Annotated in this window: 19 protein-coding genes and 1 tRNA gene; 11 read left to right on the top strand and 9 right to left on the bottom strand. The window is 62.9% G+C overall.

The genetic code is table 11. The annotated features are described in order from the left end of the window. The coding region (locus ASF22_RS24840; protein WP_244474251.1) for a hypothetical protein at positions 1-1333 on the top strand (1333 nt) is incomplete at its 5' end. Positions 1334-1783: 450 nt separating this feature from the next. Next, the gene (locus ASF22_RS10125; protein WP_244474250.1) at positions 1784-2545 is read left to right on the top strand and encodes a site-specific integrase; all 762 of its coding nucleotides are present in this window, start codon (positions 1784-1786) and stop codon (positions 2543-2545) included. A 43-nt stretch (positions 2546-2588) separates the two neighbouring features. On the opposite strand, the gene ASF22_RS10120 is transcribed toward ASF22_RS10125, so the two are convergent. After that, entirely contained in the window at positions 2589-2870 is a 282-nt protein-coding gene (locus ASF22_RS10120; protein WP_056263807.1) for a DUF2312 domain-containing protein, read from the bottom strand. A gap of 164 nt (positions 2871-3034) precedes the next feature. Between ASF22_RS10120 and ASF22_RS10115 the strand changes: the two genes are divergently transcribed. The 6 genes from ASF22_RS10115 to ASF22_RS10095 all read left to right on the top strand — a co-directional run bounded on the left by ASF22_RS10115 (position 3035) and on the right by ASF22_RS10095 (position 7867). Beyond that, complete coding sequence (locus ASF22_RS10115) at positions 3035-3220, top strand: hypothetical protein (RefSeq protein ID WP_056263805.1); 186 nt, start codon at positions 3035-3037, stop codon at positions 3218-3220. Positions 3221-3959: 739 nt separating this feature from the next. Next, the gene (locus ASF22_RS22930; protein ID WP_082483616.1) at positions 3960-4544 is read left to right on the top strand and encodes a MucR family transcriptional regulator; all 585 of its coding nucleotides are present in this window, start codon (positions 3960-3962) and stop codon (positions 4542-4544) included. Between the two features lie 114 nt (positions 4545-4658). Continuing rightward, a complete protein-coding gene (locus ASF22_RS10110; RefSeq protein WP_056263803.1) occupies positions 4659-5294 on the top strand; it encodes a DUF938 domain-containing protein in 636 nt (211 codons plus the stop codon). Then, on the top strand, positions 5291-6019 hold the full coding sequence (locus ASF22_RS10105) for an SDR family NAD(P)-dependent oxidoreductase (protein ID WP_082483620.1): 729 nt from the start codon (positions 5291-5293) through the stop codon (positions 6017-6019). Before ASF22_RS10110 ends, ASF22_RS10105 begins: the two co-directional genes overlap by 4 nt. Positions 6020-6313: 294 nt before the next feature. After that, positions 6314-7453 carry an alpha/beta fold hydrolase gene (locus ASF22_RS10100; RefSeq protein ID WP_244474249.1) on the top strand — a complete coding sequence of 380 codons (1140 nt, stop codon included), beginning with the start codon at positions 6314-6316 and terminating at the stop codon, positions 7451-7453. Positions 7454-7471: 18 nt separating this feature from the next. Next, complete coding sequence (locus tag ASF22_RS10095; protein WP_056263799.1) at positions 7472-7867, top strand: DUF4149 domain-containing protein; 396 nt, start codon at positions 7472-7474, stop codon at positions 7865-7867. A 321-nt stretch (positions 7868-8188) separates the two neighbouring features. On the opposite strand, the gene ASF22_RS22925 is transcribed toward ASF22_RS10095, so the two are convergent. Both ASF22_RS22925 and ASF22_RS10085 read right to left on the bottom strand, forming a co-directional pair. Further along, positions 8189-8698, bottom strand: a complete 510-nt coding sequence (locus ASF22_RS22925) for a GrpB family protein (protein WP_244474248.1) — start codon at positions 8696-8698, stop codon at positions 8189-8191. A 23-nt stretch (positions 8699-8721) separates the two neighbouring features. Beyond that, the gene (locus tag ASF22_RS10085) at positions 8722-9387 is read right to left on the bottom strand and encodes a DUF2268 domain-containing putative Zn-dependent protease (protein ID WP_056263795.1); all 666 of its coding nucleotides are present in this window, start codon (positions 9385-9387) and stop codon (positions 8722-8724) included. A 560-nt stretch (positions 9388-9947) separates the two neighbouring features. Between ASF22_RS10085 and ASF22_RS10080 the strand changes: the two genes are divergently transcribed. The 3 genes from ASF22_RS10080 (at position 9948) to ASF22_RS10070 (ending at position 14671) form a co-directional block, all read left to right on the top strand. After that, positions 9948-10970 carry a zinc-binding alcohol dehydrogenase family protein gene (locus tag ASF22_RS10080; RefSeq protein ID WP_056263792.1) on the top strand — a complete coding sequence of 341 codons (1023 nt, stop codon included), beginning with the start codon at positions 9948-9950 and terminating at the stop codon, positions 10968-10970. 246 nt (positions 10971-11216) lie between these two features. Beyond that, positions 11217-11903: a zinc metallopeptidase gene (locus ASF22_RS10075; protein WP_056263790.1), complete on the top strand. Its 687-nt coding sequence runs from the start codon at positions 11217-11219 to the stop codon at positions 11901-11903. 365 nt (positions 11904-12268) lie between these two features. Continuing rightward, complete coding sequence (locus ASF22_RS10070) at positions 12269-14671, top strand: DUF4238 domain-containing protein (RefSeq protein WP_056263788.1); 2403 nt, start codon at positions 12269-12271, stop codon at positions 14669-14671. A 162-nt stretch (positions 14672-14833) separates the two neighbouring features. On the opposite strand, the gene ASF22_RS10065 is transcribed toward ASF22_RS10070, so the two are convergent. From ASF22_RS10065 to ihfB, 6 genes are all read right to left on the bottom strand, one after another. Next, entirely contained in the window at positions 14834-16156 is a 1323-nt protein-coding gene (locus tag ASF22_RS10065) for a site-specific integrase (RefSeq protein WP_056263786.1), read from the bottom strand. Positions 16157-16360: 204 nt separating this feature from the next. Beyond that, positions 16361-16437: transfer RNA gene (locus tag ASF22_RS10060), tRNA-Met, on the bottom strand. A 110-nt stretch (positions 16438-16547) separates the two neighbouring features. Next, positions 16548-17789 carry a tryptophan synthase subunit beta gene (gene trpB, locus ASF22_RS10055; protein ID WP_056263784.1) on the bottom strand — a complete coding sequence of 414 codons (1242 nt, stop codon included), beginning with the start codon at positions 17787-17789 and terminating at the stop codon, positions 16548-16550. Between the two features lie 201 nt (positions 17790-17990). Beyond that, positions 17991-18653: a phosphoribosylanthranilate isomerase gene (locus ASF22_RS10050; protein WP_056263782.1), complete on the bottom strand. Its 663-nt coding sequence runs from the start codon at positions 18651-18653 to the stop codon at positions 17991-17993. Positions 18654-18660: 7 nt separating this feature from the next. Beyond that, positions 18661-19035 carry a lipopolysaccharide assembly protein LapA domain-containing protein gene (locus tag ASF22_RS10045; RefSeq protein ID WP_056263781.1) on the bottom strand — a complete coding sequence of 125 codons (375 nt, stop codon included), beginning with the start codon at positions 19033-19035 and terminating at the stop codon, positions 18661-18663. Positions 19036-19069: 34 nt separating this feature from the next. After that, positions 19070-19387, bottom strand: a complete 318-nt coding sequence (ihfB, locus tag ASF22_RS10040; protein ID WP_056169109.1) for an integration host factor subunit beta — start codon at positions 19385-19387, stop codon at positions 19070-19072. Between the last annotated feature and the right edge of the window lie 28 nt (positions 19388-19415).

Here is a 19415-nt window from a genome sequence, read left to right as displayed (position 1 = left end):
ACGATCTGCTGCCGTGGAACTGGACCCAGCCTCAGCGCCGGCAGATCGCCGCCTGACACCCCGCCGGGACCACGAACGCGGCCTTCACCGAAGGCGTACCTACGCGCGCTTTCTGCCTGCCGTAAACGGCAATTTTGCTCGATTCACCCGGAGTAGCAGGGGGTTGAACCAACGCCAGCTGCCCGCTGGGCTTGCCTCACAGCAGTTGGACTTCCTCGATCCAGCTGGTCTGTACCACTACCCCTGGGCCCTCTACACGGCGGCTGAGGGTGTCAAGGACAAACACCCCACCATGGTGAGCGATCGCAATCGCAGCACTTCGTTCGTACTTGGTGACAGTGGCGGCTTCTCCCTTATCAGCGGTGCCGTTAAAACGCCCATGCACACGTTCCGAGAGCACTCGCTCCGTTGGATCGAGCGCGACACTGATGTGGGCCTGATCGTGGACGTGCCCACCCGTGCCGCCGATGCGCAACCCAACACTTGGACCTTCCGCAAGTGCTTGGAGGTCACCCTAGACAACACGGACTGGGCGAACGCCAATGCCCAAGCAGGGACACGGCTGCTGGCCGTATACCAAGGTCGCAATGCACAGGAAGCAAGGGCGTGGGTTGAAGAGATGAAGCACCGACGCATGTGGGGTATCGCGCTAGGCGGTCACATGCGGCTAGACTTCTGGTTTTGGGCGCAAGCCATAAAGTACAACATAGATAATGGGTTTTTCGATCACATCCGCCACATCCACGTGCTGGGCACCACCGAGCCAGGGGTGGCTGTGCTACTCACGGCGCTCAAGCGCGCTCTCCGCGAGTACCTGAAGCGCGACGACATCGAGGTTACTTTCGACAGCAGTCGGGCCTATCGCATCACTCAGGCGTACGGGCAGGTTACCACCGGTTTGAAGCTTGGCACGCGAAACAACAGCGGCTTATCGGATGCCTTTGACTTTCGTTCTTTCACGTTCGCTCAGCACGGAGCGCAGGTGGATCGCGGCAAACCCTTTCCCTTCCTCAGCCCGTTGGGCCGGTTGTGCACGGTAGGCGACTTCATGCCTGGCGATACGCGGGCCGATCCTGCGTTCGATTCCCTAGGCTCTAATCTTCTCAGTCACCACGAAACGTTCATGGAGCTGGCCGCAATTGAGCAAGCCAACATGCTTCACGACATGAACCAAGAGGTGGGATCGCTAGTGCCTTGGCACATCCAAGAAGGTGCACGCGCAATCCATCACTTCTTCCGGACTGGCGACCTCCTCCACTTGAACCATCGGAAGTCGCTGTTGCAGCATTATCTTATGGCCATGCTGCGAGGGGGAGGCGACGATTTCCGTTAAACGGAAATGGAGCAGCAGGAGAAGGCCCGGCATCGCCGGGCCTTTCTCATATGACCTCGTCAGCCGCGTGCGGCCACGCTCTGTACGCTGCGCTTCTCGGTAATCCGACCCCCGGTTGGCCGTCCTCGCACAGGCCAAGAGGGGATAAGCGGGCCAGAAGCTGCCGTCCCGCTCCAAACCAGCGGGCAGGCTGGCACTGATCTCCTGCAGTTCAGTCAGAGACACGCTGCCCACCCCGGGGCAGCCCTCGCCAAGCTCATACAGCCCGAACAGGGCGTAGCCGTCGTCGGCGACTTCCGGGAGCAGCAACACCTGAGCGCCTACTCGTTCAACAGCTTGATTACCGGGGAGTGGTCCCGGTTCCTATCGCGGCCGATGACCCGGAGCCGTTAGCGCGAAGCGTTGTCGATCAAAGGCAACCTTGGGGTTACCTAGTACGCTGGGAAAGCCGTGCAGCCTCCGTGCTCAAAGGGCGAACTTGAACCGCCGACGAAGGGGCAAAATCAAAACATCACAAAACTTAGTTTAAGTGATGTTCATGGCTATGTTGTTGATATTATTGAGCTTCGATCATCGCTCGCCCTGTGGTTGATTTGGAAACAACATGATTTGTTGCTGATACGCACAAAATGTGAGGTTCGATTGAAGCAGGCGCGCGTGCCCACCGAGGGGGAATTCAAGCGGCTGGCGGCGGTTGTCAGCCAGGGCAAGTTCGGTCCGCGCAATCGGATGGCCCTCATGCTGAGCTACCTCGCGGGGTTGCGTGTGGGAGAGATCGCGTCCCTCAGGTGGGGCGACCTCGTCAATGGCGAAGGCAAGGCTTGCGAACAGCTGCGACTCAGCGCAGTGGTTACCAAGGGCGGGCATGCCCGCGTGGTTTTCCTGAACGCTCGGCTTCGCAAGGAGGTGGAGCAGTACCGCAGTAGCCTCGCTCAGCCCCCTACCCCGCTTCATCCGGTGCTGGTCACTCAGAAGCGCGGGGCGTTCAGCGCGAACACCCTGTGTCAGCTGATGCGGGGGTGGTACGACCTAGCCGGGCTGGATGGCGGCTCGAGCCACAGCGGCCGGCGTTGGTTCATCACCCGACTCGCTCACGCTGGGATCTCGCCCAAGGCCATTATGATGCTCGCCGGGCACCGCCATCTCTCGACCACGCAGCGCTACATCGACGTCAATGATGAGATGATGCGCGCTGCCGTGGAGATCCTCTGACCCTCACGGCAGCTTATCGCCCGGTAATGTTCTCGACTGCCGCTTAGGCAGCCTCAGCCATTGGAGCCGGGCTCGGTGCATCCATCGCCCTCATATAGACGTCGAGCAGCGTTTCGTGTTCGTCCCGCTCGTCCTGATCCAGCTTACGCAGCTTGAGGATCTCCCTGAGGATCTTCACGTCCAGGCCCTCACCCTTGGCCTCAAGAAAGATCTCCTTCTTGGCCTCCATCAGATCCTTGATCTCCTCCTCAACCTTCTCCACGCGCTCGATGATCGAGCGGATACGGTCGCCGGCAATCCCAACGGTGTCGATGGTGTCGGACATGCTGTCTCCTCAGCGAATGCAGAGCGGCAACCTCGCGGGTCTGGGTAAGCGGAACGTTAATGCTGATGGGCAATCCCATCAGGACCAGCGGCCCTCAACAGTCGGGCTGCGCACCAATCCGTTGGCTTCACCACTCTTCAACCATGCGGCGCCAGGATGGGGCAATGCTGAATCTATCGCCGCCACGCGCCATCACGTTCCTCGTATCGCTCGTGCTGATTGGCCTTGCTGTCGCAAGTCTGTACCTGCGCATTCCTACGATCGGACCCACCGTGGTGAAATTCAGGACTTGGTTTTTCGTCGGTGCTTACGTTGTTCTGGCCCTTGGCATTGTGTCGAAGAGCTTGTGATGACGAAAATTGTCCAACCGAACGCGGGCTAGACAAAGAACAGAGCAATCCCATATGATGTGCATCGGCAGTCGGCGTGATTTGCATCGCTGAGCCAGATGTTTTCAGGATTTTTCCATACATGAAGCGCCGCAGCGCGCGACCGTTCACGGTCGAGATCAAGCATACCCGTACATCCCGCGCGTCGCTCACCGAAGCCACAGCACGTTCCCGTAAAGGTCAGGACCTGTGGGGGAACCTAACGGTGACCAATGCTGAGAAGCCTGCCGAGATGCAGCTTTCGCCCCTGGTTCACTCCGAGCCTTCACGACCTCACACGCCAGCTCGGCGGGTGCTGCCGAGCCTCGTGCCGATGTTCGATATGCCTGTTGAGCCCGTAGTCCCCGAAGTGCGTGAAGCACCTGCAGAGGAGCGGATGCCACGGGTGCGTCGTGTGAAGCCCCCGGCCAACCGTACGAAGGCCTCGGTTGTAGCTGCTGACGCGAAGCCGGCTGCTGATGAGGTACAGACTCAGAGGCAGGCTACCCCTTCGGCTGCTGTCGCTATCGCTGAGGTCGATGCCACCGTAAATCCGCAGCCCGCTGCTGCGCGGGTCCGTTCCGCACGGCGCGCGCAGGAGGTCGCCACCTTGCGGCCCGGGGAGCGCTGGAAGCGTCGGCTTCCGCGAGCCCTTTGGTGAGTTGATAGCTCTAGCTTCCGTGCTACCTGAGCTGGTGAAGTTCAGGTCGCAGGAGCACGGATGGCCATCGAAGCTGGCGAACAGCACGATCTAGTGGAAATCACCACGCAGATCGTCACCGCCTATGCCGCAGGAAATCATCTTCCAGTGGCGGAGCTGCCCGGTTTGATAAGGGGCGTGCATGCGAGCCTTCGGGGGCTGACTTCTGTGAACGCCAAAGCCGCTGAGAAACAGCGCGTGCTGACGCCAGCTGAGATCCGGCGCTCGATCCAGCGTGACGGTCTGATCAGCTTCGAGGATGGCAAGGCGTACAAGACGCTGCGTCGGCACCTCGCCCGGCTCGGCCTCACGCCGGAGGCCTACAGAGCCAAGTGGGGCCTCCCTGTCGACTACCCCATGACCGCTTCTGCCTACTCAGCTCAACGTTCGCAGCTCGCCCGGGATCTTGGTTTGGGCAGGCCGCGTGGCGCTGGATCTCGGTCGGTCGCCTCAGTTTTTGAGGGGCCAGTTGCAGATTCTGAGGGCGAACCCGCAGATGACGGATCCCCACCATTGCAGATGGCGGCGGAAGCGCCGGAGAATGGTGACACCGCAAACGAGTTCGACCGGAAGATCACGCGTGATCCGTCCGTCGAGGATGGCTAACGTTTCCCCGGGGGCCCCACTTCGCAATAATTGGAAGCCACGTCATTGCCCGTAAGCCCACGTGCGGTTACGGCAGGGCATACGGTCGGGATCGGCTGCGAGTAAAAACGTCCCATGCCCGATGCTCTGTTCTCGCCGGCCGCGGCTCGTAACGCCACACCGATCACTGAAGTCCTCCGACGCGTTCTCCCGCGCAGTGGCCTTGTCCTCGAGATCGCGAGCGGATCGGGCGAGCACGTCGTCCATTTCGCTCGCGCGCTGCCTGCTCTCGTTTGGCAGCCCAGCGATCCGGATGAAGCGGCCCGCCACAGCATCGTTGCCCATACCCGCGCGGCTGGCCTAGCGAACATCCGCTCGCCGCTGGCACTCGATGCGACCCATCAGCCATGGCCGGTAACGGGGGCGGACGCGGTTGTCGCGATCAACATGATCCACATCGCCCCCTGGGGCGCGACCACCGGGTTGATGGTTGGCGCGGGAGCAACACTTGCGGATGGGGGTATCCTCTACCTCTACGGTCCTTTCCGGGAGCAGGGTGCACACATTGCGCCGAGCAACGCTGCTTTCGACCACAGCCTTCGAGCGGGAAATGCCTCCTGGGGTGTCCGCGATATCGAGGCGGTCGTGGCCGCCGGGAGAGTGCACCAGCTGCATCTGGCGGAGCGCGTCGCGATGCCAGCTAACAACCTCAGCTTGATTTTTCATAAGGCATGCCCGAACTCGGCGACCGGCAGCGAGGCCTATCCTTGACCGCGTCGCGCTTGACCAGCGCGGTCGTCATCGGTGCGTCCGGCGGCATCGGCGCGGCCTTGGTCTCCGCGCTCGCCGCGAGCGAAGTCTACGCGCCGATCTTCGCGCTCTCCCGCTCGGAGCCATGCTGCGTGCAAGGCGTCCGATCCCAGCCCATCGATTTGAGTGACGAAGCGACAATTGCTGCAGCTGCGGCCAAGGTCGGTGAGGCTGGACCTGTTGGCATGGTCATCGTCGCCACCGGCATCCTTCATCAGGCAAGCGTCTCACCCGAAAAGACGTTGAAGGCGCTGGATCCCGCCGCGATGGCCTCTGTCTTCGCGGTGAACACGATCGGCCCTGCGCTCGTTGCCAAGCATTTCGTGCCCCTGCTGGCGCGACGGGGGCGATGCGTGTTTGCGGCTCTGTCGGCGCGGGTCGGATCAATCGGCGATAATCGGCTTGGCGGGTGGTACACCTACCGCGCTTCGAAGTCGGCGTTGAACCAGATCCTGCAAACGCTTTCGATCGAGGTCGCCCGCAGTCGACCCGAGGCGATCGTCGTGGGGTTGCATCCGGGCACGGTCGCCTCCGCCTTGTCGCGGCCCTTCCGACCGGACCCGAATGCCGAGGGGGTTTTCCAGCCCGAAGAGAGTGCGGCTCATCTCCTACGCGTGCTGAACGGCCTAGGTACGGACGAAACCGGCGGCGTCTTCGCTTGGGATGGTTCGAAGATCCCCGCTTAGGCGCGGTTTCGGCCCGAATGGATGCCCGGGGCGACGCCATGGGATCGTTTGGAGCCGGGATCTCTTACTACGCGCCAACAGCGGATGTCTGAGCCGGGTCGGGAAACGGACGTTCGGCTTGATACTAGCTTCGGTCGCCCGGCCCAGCGACGTCATGCCCACAAGCCGTGCAAGACATCACTACGCTACAGAACGGCAGGTCGGACGAGAGCGACGTCACTGCCAAGGCAGATCATCACGGCACAGCCGTACCGAGGGTCTAGCTGGGGTCGGATCGTGGTTCGGGAGAGGGCAATGGACTGGGTGCGCCTTGCCACCAGCATGATGACGATCGCGGCGGGTATCCTCGCTCCAGGTGCAGTACCCTTGGCTGCCGACGGCGCTGCCCCCCCAAGCGCCTCGCTCATTGTCGAGGATCTGCATATCCCCGCAGCCGATCCCGGCATCGAACTGTTCCTGCGCAGCAAACGCCCACGCGCGATGACGACGCCCCGGTCCGAGCGCACGCTGCTGTTCGTCTCCGGGTCGACTTATCCGGCCGAGACTTCGTTCGACCTGCCGCTCGACGGCCGATCCTGGATGGACGAGATCGCCCTGCACGGCTGGGATGTCTGGTTCGTAGAGCTGCGCGGTTACGGCCGTTCGACCCGGCCGCCAGAGATGGACGCGCCGCCAGAGGCGAACCCGCCGATCGTCCGGACCGAGACGGCGGTCCGGGATCTCGCGAGCGCGGTCGACGCCATCCGGGCACGGCGGGGCATCGAGCGTCTGAGCCTGCTGGGCTGGTCATGGGGCACGAGCATCGTGGCACGCTACACTGTGGCACACCCAGCCAAGGTTGTGCGGCTCGCGCTGTACGGACCGCGCTGGCTACGCCCGGGCCAAGGGATTGGCGCGGAACCTCAAACGACCGAACAGAAACCTCTGCCGTCCTACCGCAGGGTCACAGCCGCGGAGGCCCAAACGCATTGGCTCGACGGCGTGCCCGACGCGCACCAGGCTGAACTAATCCCGCCGGGCTGGTTCGAACGCTGGGCGAGCGCCACCTGGGCCACCGACCCGCAGGCAGGCCGGAGCAATCCGCCCGCGTTGCGCGCGCCCAACGGCACGATGGCCGACGTCCGCGCGTTCTGGGATCGGGGCCGGCCGGTCTACGACCCGGCCGGGATCACGGTGCCGACGCTGCTGATCGGTGCCGAATGGGACAGGGACACCCCGCCGGCCATGCGGCAGGCCCTGTTTCCGTTGCTCGTGAATGCCCCGGACAAGCGCTACGTCGAGCTTGGAGAGGGCACGCACATGATCTGCCTGGAACGCAACCGGCACGCGCTGTTCGGCGCGGTTCAAGCCTTCCTAGACGAGTCAGGCTCGGACGTTCCTGAGTTTCCTGTCCGCAAAGCGAACCGAACGGCGTCCCTGATGGGCGAGCGGTGATCACCGAGGCTTGGAACGATGCTCCTGCAAGCGGCTATCCTCCTGACGGCCCTCCTGTTCGGCGGGATGGTCCTGTACTCGTTCGGCTTTGCATCGTTCCTGTTCAGCGCGCTGCCCGCCGACGCGGCAGGCCCGCTCCTGCGCCGCGCCTTCCCGCATTTCTACGTCTTCGTCATCGTGTGCGCCCTGGTCGCCTCGGCTCTGACAGCCACGATCGATTTGGCATCGACGATCATTCTGGGACTGATCGCAGTCACAGCGATCTTGGCGCGCCAGATCCTCATGCCCGCCATCAACGGGGCCACCGACAGGGGCAATCGCACACGCTTCGGCATCCTCCATACCGGCTCCGTCCTGGTGACCCTGGCCCACATTGTTGGGTCGTCCGCAGTGATCCTGAGACTCTCGGCATAGTCGTGTCCGATCAGCGGCACCTCGTCCTCCCGTTCATCCGGAGGCTGGCAACCGTGAGCGCGACGGTGTCGCCAAACGTGCTGGGCTCGAAGGAAGCTTGGGGCCGACGAGGTAGCCAAGGGTCCATGGTCGGCGGGTGGTGGCGAAATGGGCTTTGAGTGAGGTGTAACCAGCATCACAATCTGACAGCGGTCCGGACAGACCGCAGCTGGGCGCCGTAAGTGGAAGTTGGATGCCAGCCCGGAAGCGGACGTTCCGCATTCGACCCAACCCGGGCATTTGGATCGCCTTTTGCGGTTCTCCAAAGCGGCCGCTGATCACTCAGGAAATAAGCCGATCAGCCAAGGCCGCAGCTTCGACTGCGTCGATCCATGCACTCTTGCATGCGCCATACGCGTGAGAGTTGTCGGGGTAGAGCGCTCGGCACCTGACTTTCTCATGCGCATAGGATGTAACGAGCTCTGGTCTCTTCCGAAGGTAGTCGCGGAATACGAGGTGGCGCTCGATGTCGGGAGATCCCGTGGCGAAGCAATGCAGTTGTACGAGCCGCCGCCCAGAATGGCACTCGTCTTTCGTGGCGTAGCGCCGCCCCGGCAGTCCGAACTCGCCCCACCATGCGAAGCCGATTGCTTCGAGGTCACTTCTGCGGCGATCCAGCTCATAGAGGTCGCCGACGACCGGCATAAGATCCAAGATGGGCTTTGCCGTCAGACCTGGGATAGCGGTCGATCCGATATGGTGGACGGCAAGCAAGATTGGATTGAGCGCGACGCGCAGGATCGCGGCTTGCGCCTCAGCAGCCTCTGACCAGCGGGGGTCGTGTTCGGCCAACTCGACCTCGAATGGGGGTGGCATCAGATGTTCAACAATGTGCGCTCGCGCGCAGCGTCGATTACCACGTGCGCGGGAACATTGATCCATGCGGCACCGCTAAGGTCGGCCCCTGCTTCTAGCCAATCGCCCACGATACGGTAGCCAAGGGTGTAGCCGAGCCAGCGCGGATACCGGCCGCCGAAGCCGAAGAACCATGCACGATGGTCGTGCCCGTTGCTCCCGAGCGTGGCGTTGTCCGGCAGATTGGCCGCAAGTACCTCGTCGGTCACGGCGCATTCCCACGGCTCGGGCGGGGAGTTGAACAGGTGGCTGACGAACTGCCCCGCGAGGCCCTCGCTGACGAGGGCTTCGCCCAGCGTCCAGCCGTAGCCGGGACCGGCCATGCGCATGCAGTGGTGGGCCTCGTGCGCCACGGTCCGGCGCAGATCCCCATCTCTCAGCGCGGGCGCAAAGTTGGGGTTATCGGGATCGATAGTGAGGGAGAACAGGCCAGGGCGGATGGCTTGCCCCGTCGTGCCGGTCTCCGGGATCACTTCACCGGGCAAGCGTTGCACGAGGATGTCGAGCGGCGGCACCGGCAGCACGCGCGCCACAGCCCTTCTGGCGATCTCGACCTCCCCGGCGACGATGTTCCGCCAGGGACCCAAATCACCGGACGCCTCAAGCCAATGTAGCTGCCACATCATCTAACCTCACCCAGGTCCAGCCTCATCCTGGCGTGAGTGACAAGGTGGGACAACTCCGCCTGTGGGTCGAGGACAAGCACTGCTGCCGGACGTCCGCTCCACGCTATTGCCACCCGAAAGCGGACAGACAGAAATCCACCCAACCCGGTCGTTGAACGGACCGGCGGGTCCCGACCCAACCCGGTCGTCCAAACCGCCGTCAGCACAACCGCTCAGCGGCAATTCGTCGGCCACTTGGAGTGCTTACGCGCGGTTCACCGCCTGCGCTCCCACTGGCTTCGGCGCGGACGCGCGGGGTGGCCCGTCCAGGAGGCCCTGTCCTCATGTCAGCTTAGCTCTGCTGCAGATAAGGCGAGGGTGCATATCGACGTCTAGATTTGAGGTCGCTAAATTGCCGATCTCGAAATTCGTTCGGGTCGACATTCCGCCACTGCCTCACGGTCTTAGCAGCACGGGCGTGATGTGCGCGTCACGTCGCTGCGCCAAAGGAAGCGGCACGCTATTAGACGGTCTGGGACGGCGGCCCGGGGCCGCCCGTCGCGACATCCCGGGAGATACCCATGCGCGCCGTCACCTACACCGAAAGCTCACCGATCGATGCGCCTGGAGCGCTCGTGGACACGACCTTCCCCGATCCCGTGCCGGCCGGGCGCGATCTGCTCGTACGCGTGCAGGCCGTCTCGGTGAATCCGATCGACACCAAGGTGCGCCAGGGCGCCTACAAGCAGGGCTGCGAGCCGAAGATTCTCGGCTGGGATGCGGCCGGAACCGTGGTCTCGATCGGTCCGGAGGCGCGCCTGTTCAAGCCCGGCGACGCGGTGTTCTACGCCGGTGCGCTCGACCGGCCGGGCAGCAACGCCACGTTCCAATGCGTGGACGAGCGCCTCGTCGGTGCCAAGCCGGCCACCCTAGATTTCGCCGCCGCTGCGGCGCTGCCGCTCACCGCGCTGACCGCCTGGGAGATGCTGTTCGACCGGCTCGACGTCGCCAAGCCCGTGCCGGGTGCCGCCCCCGCGATCCTGATCGTCGGCGGCGCCGGCGGCGTCGGCTCGATCGCGATCCAGCTCGCCCGGCAGCTCACGGACCTCACCGTGATCGCCACGGCCTCCCGCCCCGAGACGGCGCAATGGTGCCGGGACCTCGGCGCCCACCACGTGATCGACCATGCGAAGCCCCTCGCCACCGAGGTGGCGGCGCTCGGTCTTCCCGGGGCGCCCGGGTTCGTGTTCGCGACGACGCAGACCGGTGCGCATCTCCCGCAGATCATCGAGCTCCTCGCCCCGCAGGGACGCCTCGGCCCGATCGACGACCCCGCTACCCTGGACGTGATGCCGCTAAAGCCCAAGAGCCTGTCGCTGCACTGGGAGCTGATGTTCACCCGCTCGCTGTTCCAGACCGCCGATATGGAACGGCAGCACGCTATCCTGACCGAGATCGCCCGCCTGATCGATGCGGGACGGCTGCGCACGACGTTGACCGAGACCTTCGGTCCAATCGACGCCGCCAACCTGGCACGCGCCCACGCGCTCATCGAGAGCGGGAAGGCGAGGGGCAAGGCCGTCCTCGCCGGGTTCAGCGACTGAGCCGGCAAGCGAAGCGTCCCGGCTCGGAGCCGGGACGCTTTCTGCATCAGCCCGCGATGCCTCCGCATCGCGGCTTGGACTAACGCTATTTCGACGTCGGCTCTGATGCCGCAGCCGCTCAAAAGCGGACCTGCGGAAATCCACCCAACCCGGTCTTTGACGCTTGTCAGGCCATTGTCGCACGGTGGACATCTAAAGTAAGGCGCCACGCTTTCACGGATACGACCGCATGCCTAAATATCCCCGGTGCCCGTCCTCCTAGCGCTTGGCGCCGCCCTCCTGTTCGGTCTGGTGTTCGGCCCCCAGTGGTGGGTGCGCCGGGCGATGCAGCAACATGCCACCGAGAGGCCGGACTTGCCCGGGACCGGAGGCGAACTCGCCCGCCATCTGCTCGACTTGGCGCAGCTGGAGCACGTCCTCGTCGAGATCGCGCCAACCGACCACTACGACCCGGTTGCGAACGTCGTGCGGCTGTCGCCGGGCAATCATGATGGCCGCTCGATCACGGCGGTCGCGGTCGCGGCGCACGAGGTCGCTCATGCGCTCCAGCACGCGGCGGGGGACCGGCTCCTTGCGGCGCGGTTGAGGTTCGCCCCCGTTGTGCAGGGCTTCGAGTTCGCCGCGGCCGTGCTGATGATGACCGCGCCCGTGGTGCTCGCCTTCGTCCATTCGCCTGCACTGCTCGCCCTGCAGGTGGGGATCGGCATCGCGCTCCTCGGCGTTCGCGTCCTGTTCCACTTCCTAACGCTGCCCGTCGAATTCGATGCGAGCTTCCGCCGGGCCCTGCCCATCCTGGAGACGGGTCGCTACCTCGACGCAGGCGATATGCCCGGCGCCCGCACCGTACTGCGCGCCGCCGCCCTCACGTACGTAGCCTCGTCCCTCGTGGCGCTCGTAAACATTGCACGCTTTCGACGGCTTCTCCCGTTCTAAAGCGTTCAACGTGAGCGCCCTGTATTCTGTGCCATTAAGTTGCGATCGGACCATCTCCTTCTGGGCCTGCGCCAGCCATCCTCGTGGTTGCTGTGCGCCAGGAGCCGACCTAGGATCAGCGCCGGAAAGCTGACATTCCCAGGCGAAGATTACAATCGTGGGATAGTAGGAAGAAGATTTATTATGGTGATTACCTAAATCACTCGACACGAAAGGCACACCGATTGCTGAGCTTGGACGATTATAATTACAAGAAAATTCATAAAGTGGCTGAATTACCATCAATTGATATTGTGGTGCGGCAACTGAACAGCCGCATGATACGCTGTTAAGAATGAGATCTGTTGCTCTGTTTTAAGGCAAAAATGTCTATCACCAGAAATAATCATTATATACCACAATGGTATCAAGAAGGTTTTTTCGAGAATTCTCGTAACAAACTTGCATATCTTGATTTAAAGCCTCCTCAGAAAAAGCTCGATGACGGACGCCTCATTTCGCAGAGAGCTTTATTTGACGCACCAACATCTCGGGCCTTCGTTGAGCGCGATCTATACTCGACCTTCTTCGGAACATCAGTCAACGACGAGATTGAACGCGGTCTCTTCGGGCAAATTGACACGACGGGTTCAAAAGCGGTGCGCGCCTTCGTCGAAGCTGATGTCAGTGGATGGATGCGGCATTTCAAGCACTTCTTTGAATATATCGACATCCAAAAAATCAGGACTCCGAAAGGTTTAAACTGGCTAAGGATGCAATATCCCGAACTCTCCCAAAACGAGTTGATGTTCGAAATGCAGGGCATTCGCATGATGCACTGCACGATCTGGACCGAGGGGGTGCGCGAGATCGTCTCTGCCGAGGACGCTGACGTGAAGTTCATCGTCAGTGATCATCCTGTCACGGTTTATAATCATGCCGTGCCGCCGGAAGCGGGCAAGATCGATCCAGGCATAACATTAAAGGGCTCGCAGACAATCTTTCCGCTAAACAAAGATTTCTGCTTGATTCTAACCAATCTTGAGTATGCACGTGATCCCGCAGTCAATGCGCTGGAGAAGCGCACTTTTGCACGGAATTTTAGAAATTCAATGGTAAAGACGGATGCGTTTATCCGCACGCGCAAGTTGACCGGCAGTGAGGTCGCACAAGTGAACTTTGTGCTTAAGACCCGCGCGTGTCGCTACATCGCTGCCGGACGCAAAGAATGGTTGTATCCCGAGAGGACGGCGACTGTATCCTGGACAGATATTCGAAAAACCTTACTGCCACCTAACGCGGGGCTGTGGCACTTCGGCGGGGAGATGTTCGCCAAGTTCGATAGCGGACACGTTCACTACCAAGACGAGTTTGGCCGCACCGAAAAAAAGCGCGATTTTTTACAGAAGGTTCCACCGACTACGCTTCGACCCCGCGATGCTTGCCCATGTGGGTCCTGGCTTTCATTCAAGGCATGCTGCCAACCGAAGGCCATCTCGCTGCGCCCGGAGTGGACTGAGAAAAGCATCCGTGAACGCAATGTCATGCTACTCAACGGCATCGTTAAGGTCCTGAACCTCCGCGAAGAGCCGGACTGGGTAGAGGTCCGGCGGGCACTGACCGACGAGAAGATCTCAAAGATCTATTCCCTCTTCGAGGCACTCTGGCCCCTTGAAACGGACCTGCTTCGGCTCTTGCCCAAGCCGGACGGGACGCCGCGCGCTGTCTACACCGGCGCGATCCACCCCTCCATGATCGCAGAGTTCGCCCTTGCGGCGCCGCTCTACTTCGGCGAGCTCCTCATAGAACATCCATTCCTGCACGCTGGGACAGTTAGAAAGGAGTTCAGCCCCATTGAAAATCCGCTCAGATATCGCGGCGAATTTCTCAAGTCCGTCAGCCTTTTCCTGAAGCTTATGCCCCTTGTGGAGCGCAGGCTCATCAATCTAGTTCCGGATCCCGGAAACTTTGATCCACATCTCCGCCGGCAGGTAATGCAAATGGCAGAAATGCGGGCTGCGGAGATCATGGTGAGAAAGGGGCAGGATACATGCCTTGAGAAGCTGATGTCCGATGATCTCCGGCGAAATTTAATGGCATTGCCGAAGGAATATCTTCGGAGGCAGCTCGCCAAAATCTCACCTGAGCTCAACGGCGACAAGCTGGAGGAGATGCTGCGCGAAGTGGAGGTCTTGAAGGAGAACGATCCGCTTGCAGTCCTGCACACCAACGATGTGATCGGCGAGAAAGGTGGGCAATTTAGCTTAATGAAGCTGGCGCCCAACTTCGAAATGACGATGTATCTGGCTCAGGCAATTGGGGCTTCCATCGTCACTGATAGTCCTTTCCGCTACCAAGAGATCAAAGGAGCCATACGCAGGCGCGCCGGCCATGCCGCTGCCGCCCTGACGACCTTATCGGACGAGATCGAACGTTCGGTTTTCTTGTTCCCGCAGGAAAGTCTTTTTGTAGCGCAACTGGCCGCGGAGGGGGGCTTCGATGGCTTTCCCGCTACCATGAGTGAATCCTTCAAATACCTCGCGACGCTTCCTGAGCGTGGGACGAGACCCAACGTGGAACGGCGTCTTGCCGCGCAGTTGGGACGGGCGCAATCAAACGCCCAGCGTTTGTTACGAGGAAGCGAAGTACCGGCCACTCTCGGACGAGTAAAGTGCGTCTTTCCCGGGGGAGGCATCCAAGATCACACGATTAATCGGCTGCTCCTGATGTCAAACTCAGAACATCATATGTCTCAAGTGCCAATGGCTTTTTTTATCCAACGCCCCTAGTCAGCAATCGCACATTCAGGGGCAATCGCACGATTGATGGCCGAAAATTGCGTATACTTGATCATATTTTTTTAATGCAACCAAAACTCTGGCTCGCTGGAGATCAGGCGGTCTGAGAGCGGACGTCCCCAAGGTCCGAGAAGGGTCACCTCCAGACGGGGATTAGGCGCGCGTCCACTCCGGGCGCAGCCGATCCGCCACGCGTTCCAGCCGCACCTGCCCATAATGCTTGTCGATCATAGCGAGTGAGGTGCGGCAGTTGCGAGCCACGTCAATGACCTCCGCGCCGTTCGCTAACTGCTCGCTGATGTGAAAATGCCGCAGCGAGTATGGAGTGCGTTTGATGCCCCGGTTGTCTCGCTCCAAGCCAGCTGCCTTGAGCAGCTCGGTGAAGCCATTGGCGATCGAGCCGATGCGCTTGCCCTGCTCGTTCGCGAACACCGGATCGGTGTCCAGGGGCTCACGCTGCATGCCGCGCTCGAACATCATCCATAGGGTGTCGAACCAAGGGATGGCTGCCTTATGCGGAATGGCCGTGCCGCTCATGCCCTTGCCCCGGGCTTTGAGCCGAATGTCTCGCTGATCGATGCCTTTGCCCCTGCCCTCTCGGTAGCCCACCACGTCTCCCCAGGTGAGATTGTACATCTCCGTGGGGCGTAGGCCCGAGAACGCGGCGATCATCACGTACGCGTGCAGGACAGCGCGATCACGCCGAGTGTGGTCGTCCAGCCGTTTGATGCGCCAGGTACGCCGGTCGCTGGCGCGCACCTCCGCCCCTGTGCCGTCCATAATGGGGTCGGTGAGCCGGCCCAGGCTGGTCTGGGTGAGCTTCTCGAACTCATGAGGCTCGAAGCTGGGTCGCCGATTGTCGGGCGCTTTCCTCGTGCGAATTGACACCGTTGGCGGTGTCTTCACGTACCCCCATTTCACCGCCTGCCGCAGCAGGGCGCGGAGTACCACGGCCTCGCCCCTCTGACGGCTCAGAGCGGGCGCTGTACGCTTGGGAGGCCGGCGAAGCTTGTGGCCCCCACGCTCGTACTCAATGTGCGTGATGAGCTTGCCAGGGCCCTCGGTCCAATAGGTGCGCCGCCACTCCACGTAGCGCTCCAGATCGGTGTCGGTGATCGTGTCGATGGGCTTCTGGCCGAAGTACCCCACAAAAAACCGGCGAATCAGCGAAGGCTCGCTTTTTCCCTGGTCGGCTCGGCGTTCGCCCCGCTCCACCTCGCGAAGAATCAGCTGGATGAACTCCTCGGCCACGGCCTCGAAGGTGTGCACCTTCGCGCTCATGCCCTGCTTGGCTCGGTACGCGGCCTCGTAAAAAATCTCATCCGCCCGGCGCACGGCCTCGGCGTGGTCATCCGTGTTGAGGGATCGTTTGATCTGACCGTGCCCGCGCAGGCTGAACCGCATCTGCCAACGCGTGCTGCCCTCACGTTGGAACAGCTGGTAGCGCTCGGCGGGGGCGTCTTTTGGGGGGCTCATGGCGTGCCCTGTCTGGTGTTTTTGCTGCACGGGGCTGCGCTAGAACTGCGCTAGCGTGCTGCCGCACCACCCACCAAAGCGTTAAGAACAAAGAGCTTTTTGGAAGCTGCGCTAGCACTGAGCTAGCACATAAAGCCGTTTTTCCGGGGCTCAAAGAGCGCAAGAAAAAGCCTGCTAAGTCATTGACCTAGCAGGCTAAAACTTTGGTAGCGAGGGAGAGATTTGAACTCCCGACACAAGGATTATGATTCCTCTGCTCTAACCAACTGAGCTACCCCGCCAAGTCACCGCCACTGCGGGAATTCCGCTGCGGCGGCGAGATCGGCGGAATAGGAAATCCGCCTTGCGGTGTCAACGGGGTTTCGACGGGCAAACCGCCGGAACCCGGTGGTCAGAGCTGGGTGCCGAGGATTTCGGCGACCTGCGGAATGTCCTTGTCGCCGCGGCCCGAGAGATTGAGGACCATGAGGTGGTCGGCCGGCTTCGTCGGCGCGATCTCGAACACCTTGGAGAGGGCGTGGGCCGGTTCCAGGGCCGGAATGATACCTTCCAGCAGCGAGCACAGCTTGAACGCCTCCAGGGTCTCCTCGTCCGTGGCCGAGAGATAGGTGACGCGCTTGGCCTCGTGCAGCCAAGCGTGCTCTGGGCCGATGCCCGGATAGTCGAGACCGGCCGAGATCGAGTGCGCGTCGGCGATCTGACCGTCCCCGTCCTGGAGCAGATAGGTCCGGTTGCCGTGCAGCACGCCGGGCTTGCCGCCCGACAGTGAGGCCGCATGGAGGCCCGAGGCGATGCCATGGCCGGCGGCTTCGACGCCGTAGATCTCGACGCTCGAATCGTCGAGGAACGGGTGGAACAGGCCCATGGCGTTGGAGCCGCCACCGATGCAGGCGATGAGCGAATCGGGCAGGCGCCCTTCCATCTCCAGCATCTGCTCTTTCGTCTCGCGGCCGATGATCGACTGGAAGTCGCGCACCATGGCGGGATACGGATGCGGGCCGGCGACGGTGCCGATGCAATAGAACGTATCGGCGACGTTGGTGACCCAGTCGCGCAGGGCCTCGTTCATGGCGTCCTTGAGGGTCCTGGTGCCGGACTGGACCGGGATCACCTCGGCGCCGAGCATCTTCATGCGGAAGACGTTGGGGGCCTGACGCGCCACATCGACGGCACCCATGTAGACCACGCACTTGAGGCCGAAGCGGGCGCAGAGCGTCGCAGTCGCGACGCCGTGCTGGCCCGCCCCCGTCTCGGCGATGATGCGTGGCTTGCCCATGCGGCGCGCCAGCATGATCTGGCCGAGCACGTTGTTCACCTTGTGCGAGCCGGTGTGGTTCAGTTCCTCGCGCTTGAAGAACACCCGGGCGCCATGGCCGGAGGGCGCTTTCGCGCGCAGGTGTTCGGTCAGGCGCTCGGCCTCGTAGAGGGGGCTCGGGCGGCCGACGTAATGGGTCAGATGGCTGTCCATCTCGGCCTGGAACGCCGGATCGGCCTTGGCCGCTTCGTAGGCCGCCTCCAGATCGAGGATCAGCGGCATCAGCGTCTCGGCCACGAAGCGTCCGCCGAAGATGCCGAAGCGGCCACGCTCGTCCGGGCCGTTGCGGAACGAGTTCGGAGGGGGAGCGAGGGTCACGGGCGGCGTCCTTGGATGACTTTGCGTGCGGCCTGGGGTTGGGCGGCCAGGGCAGATGCGACGACGGAACGGATGGTCCACTCCATGGAGCGGTCTCGGCCATGCCGTTCGCCTGCGGCGAGACAAGCGCCTGATCTAGACCTGCATAGGGGGGGCGACAATGCGGCCAACCCGCCGTTTCCCGAATTCGGACGCTGGATGTCAGGCCGCCGCCACCGTGCAGCGAGCGCGCGCAGCGGCGATGAAGGCGGCGATTCGACCCGGATCCTTCTCTCCGGGGCGGTTCTCGACACCGGACGAGACATCGACGGCGCGAAGACCCGTGCGGGCGAGGGCAGCGCCGACGGTCTCGGGGGTGAGGCCGCCCGACAGCATGGTGCCTTCCGGCAGGAGAGCGCCGGAAAGGAGGTCCCAATCGAAGGCGTGGCCGTTGCCGCCCGGCAGGGCCGCGCCGAGGGGCGCCTTGGCGTCGAGGAGAAGGCGGTCGGCCACGTCCGCGTAAGTCTGGACTGCCGAGAGGTCGGCCCGCGTCGCGATGCCGAGCGCCTTCATCACCGGGCGTCCGGATAGGTGGCGGATGGCGGCGACGCGCTCCGGCGTCTCGCGCCCGTGGAGCTGAACCCAGTCGGGATCGGTGGCGGCGACCACGGCGGCGAGGAGCGCATCGTCGGGATCGACGAGGAGGACCACGCGCTGCGCCCGGCCCCGGGCCCGCTCCGACAAGTCACTGGCCACAGCGAGGTCGACGTGGCGCGGGCTCCTCCGGAAATGGACGAAGCCGACGAGGTCGGCGCCGGCGTCGAGGGCTGCCCCGAGGGTCGGCCCGGTGCTCAGTCCGCAGATCTTGATGGCGATAGCGGACATCGGGTTCTCAGCGCGGGGCCGGCAGGGCGACGCGGTCGGAGGGGCCGCGCGACAGGCCGTGGAGCCCCTCCCCGACCGGATTCGGCGCGGCGGTGCGCAGGCGTGCCGTCTCGCCTTCGAGGCGGCGGATCTCGCGGCGGCGCTCGGCGCTGGTGCGCCGGGTGCCCGACTGGCCGAGCCAGGCGCCGCAGCCGCCGAGGAGCACGCCGAGCCCGACGGCGATGAACAGGATCACGTACAGCGGCAGGGTCACGCTGAAGACCGGCATGTCCGGCGAGAACGGATCGAACGACAGGCGCACGGCGTCCCTGTTCGCCACCGCCAGGGCGACGACGACGACCGCCACCGGGAGCAGGACCAAACCCTTGAAGAAGCGGATCATCGAAGCACTCCGATCGAATCTGTAGTCCGGCGGTTCACGAGGCGGCGGCGGTGGCCGCCTCCTCGCCGATGCCGGCCTCGTTGAGGCGCAGGCGCATCTCCTTGCCGGTCTTGAACACCGGGATGGCCTTCTCGGAGACGGCAACGGCCGCACCCGTGCGCGGGTTGCGCCCGCGCCGTGCATCCCGTCGCTTCACCGAGAACGCCCCGAAGCCGCGCAACTCGACCCGGTCGCCCCGGGCGAGGGCATCCGCGATGGTGTCGAGGATCGCGTTGACCAGGGTCTCGACGTCGCGCTGGTAGAGGTGGGGGTTCTGCTCGGCGATCCTGAGCACGAGCTCCGATTTGATCATGCTGCGGCCTTCACGACGTCATGAACGG

This window comes from Methylobacterium sp. Leaf87, from assembly GCF_001422775.1.
Classification (GTDB): domain Bacteria; phylum Pseudomonadota; class Alphaproteobacteria; order Rhizobiales; family Beijerinckiaceae; genus Methylobacterium.
This window is presented reverse-complemented; position numbering and strand designations above follow the sequence as displayed.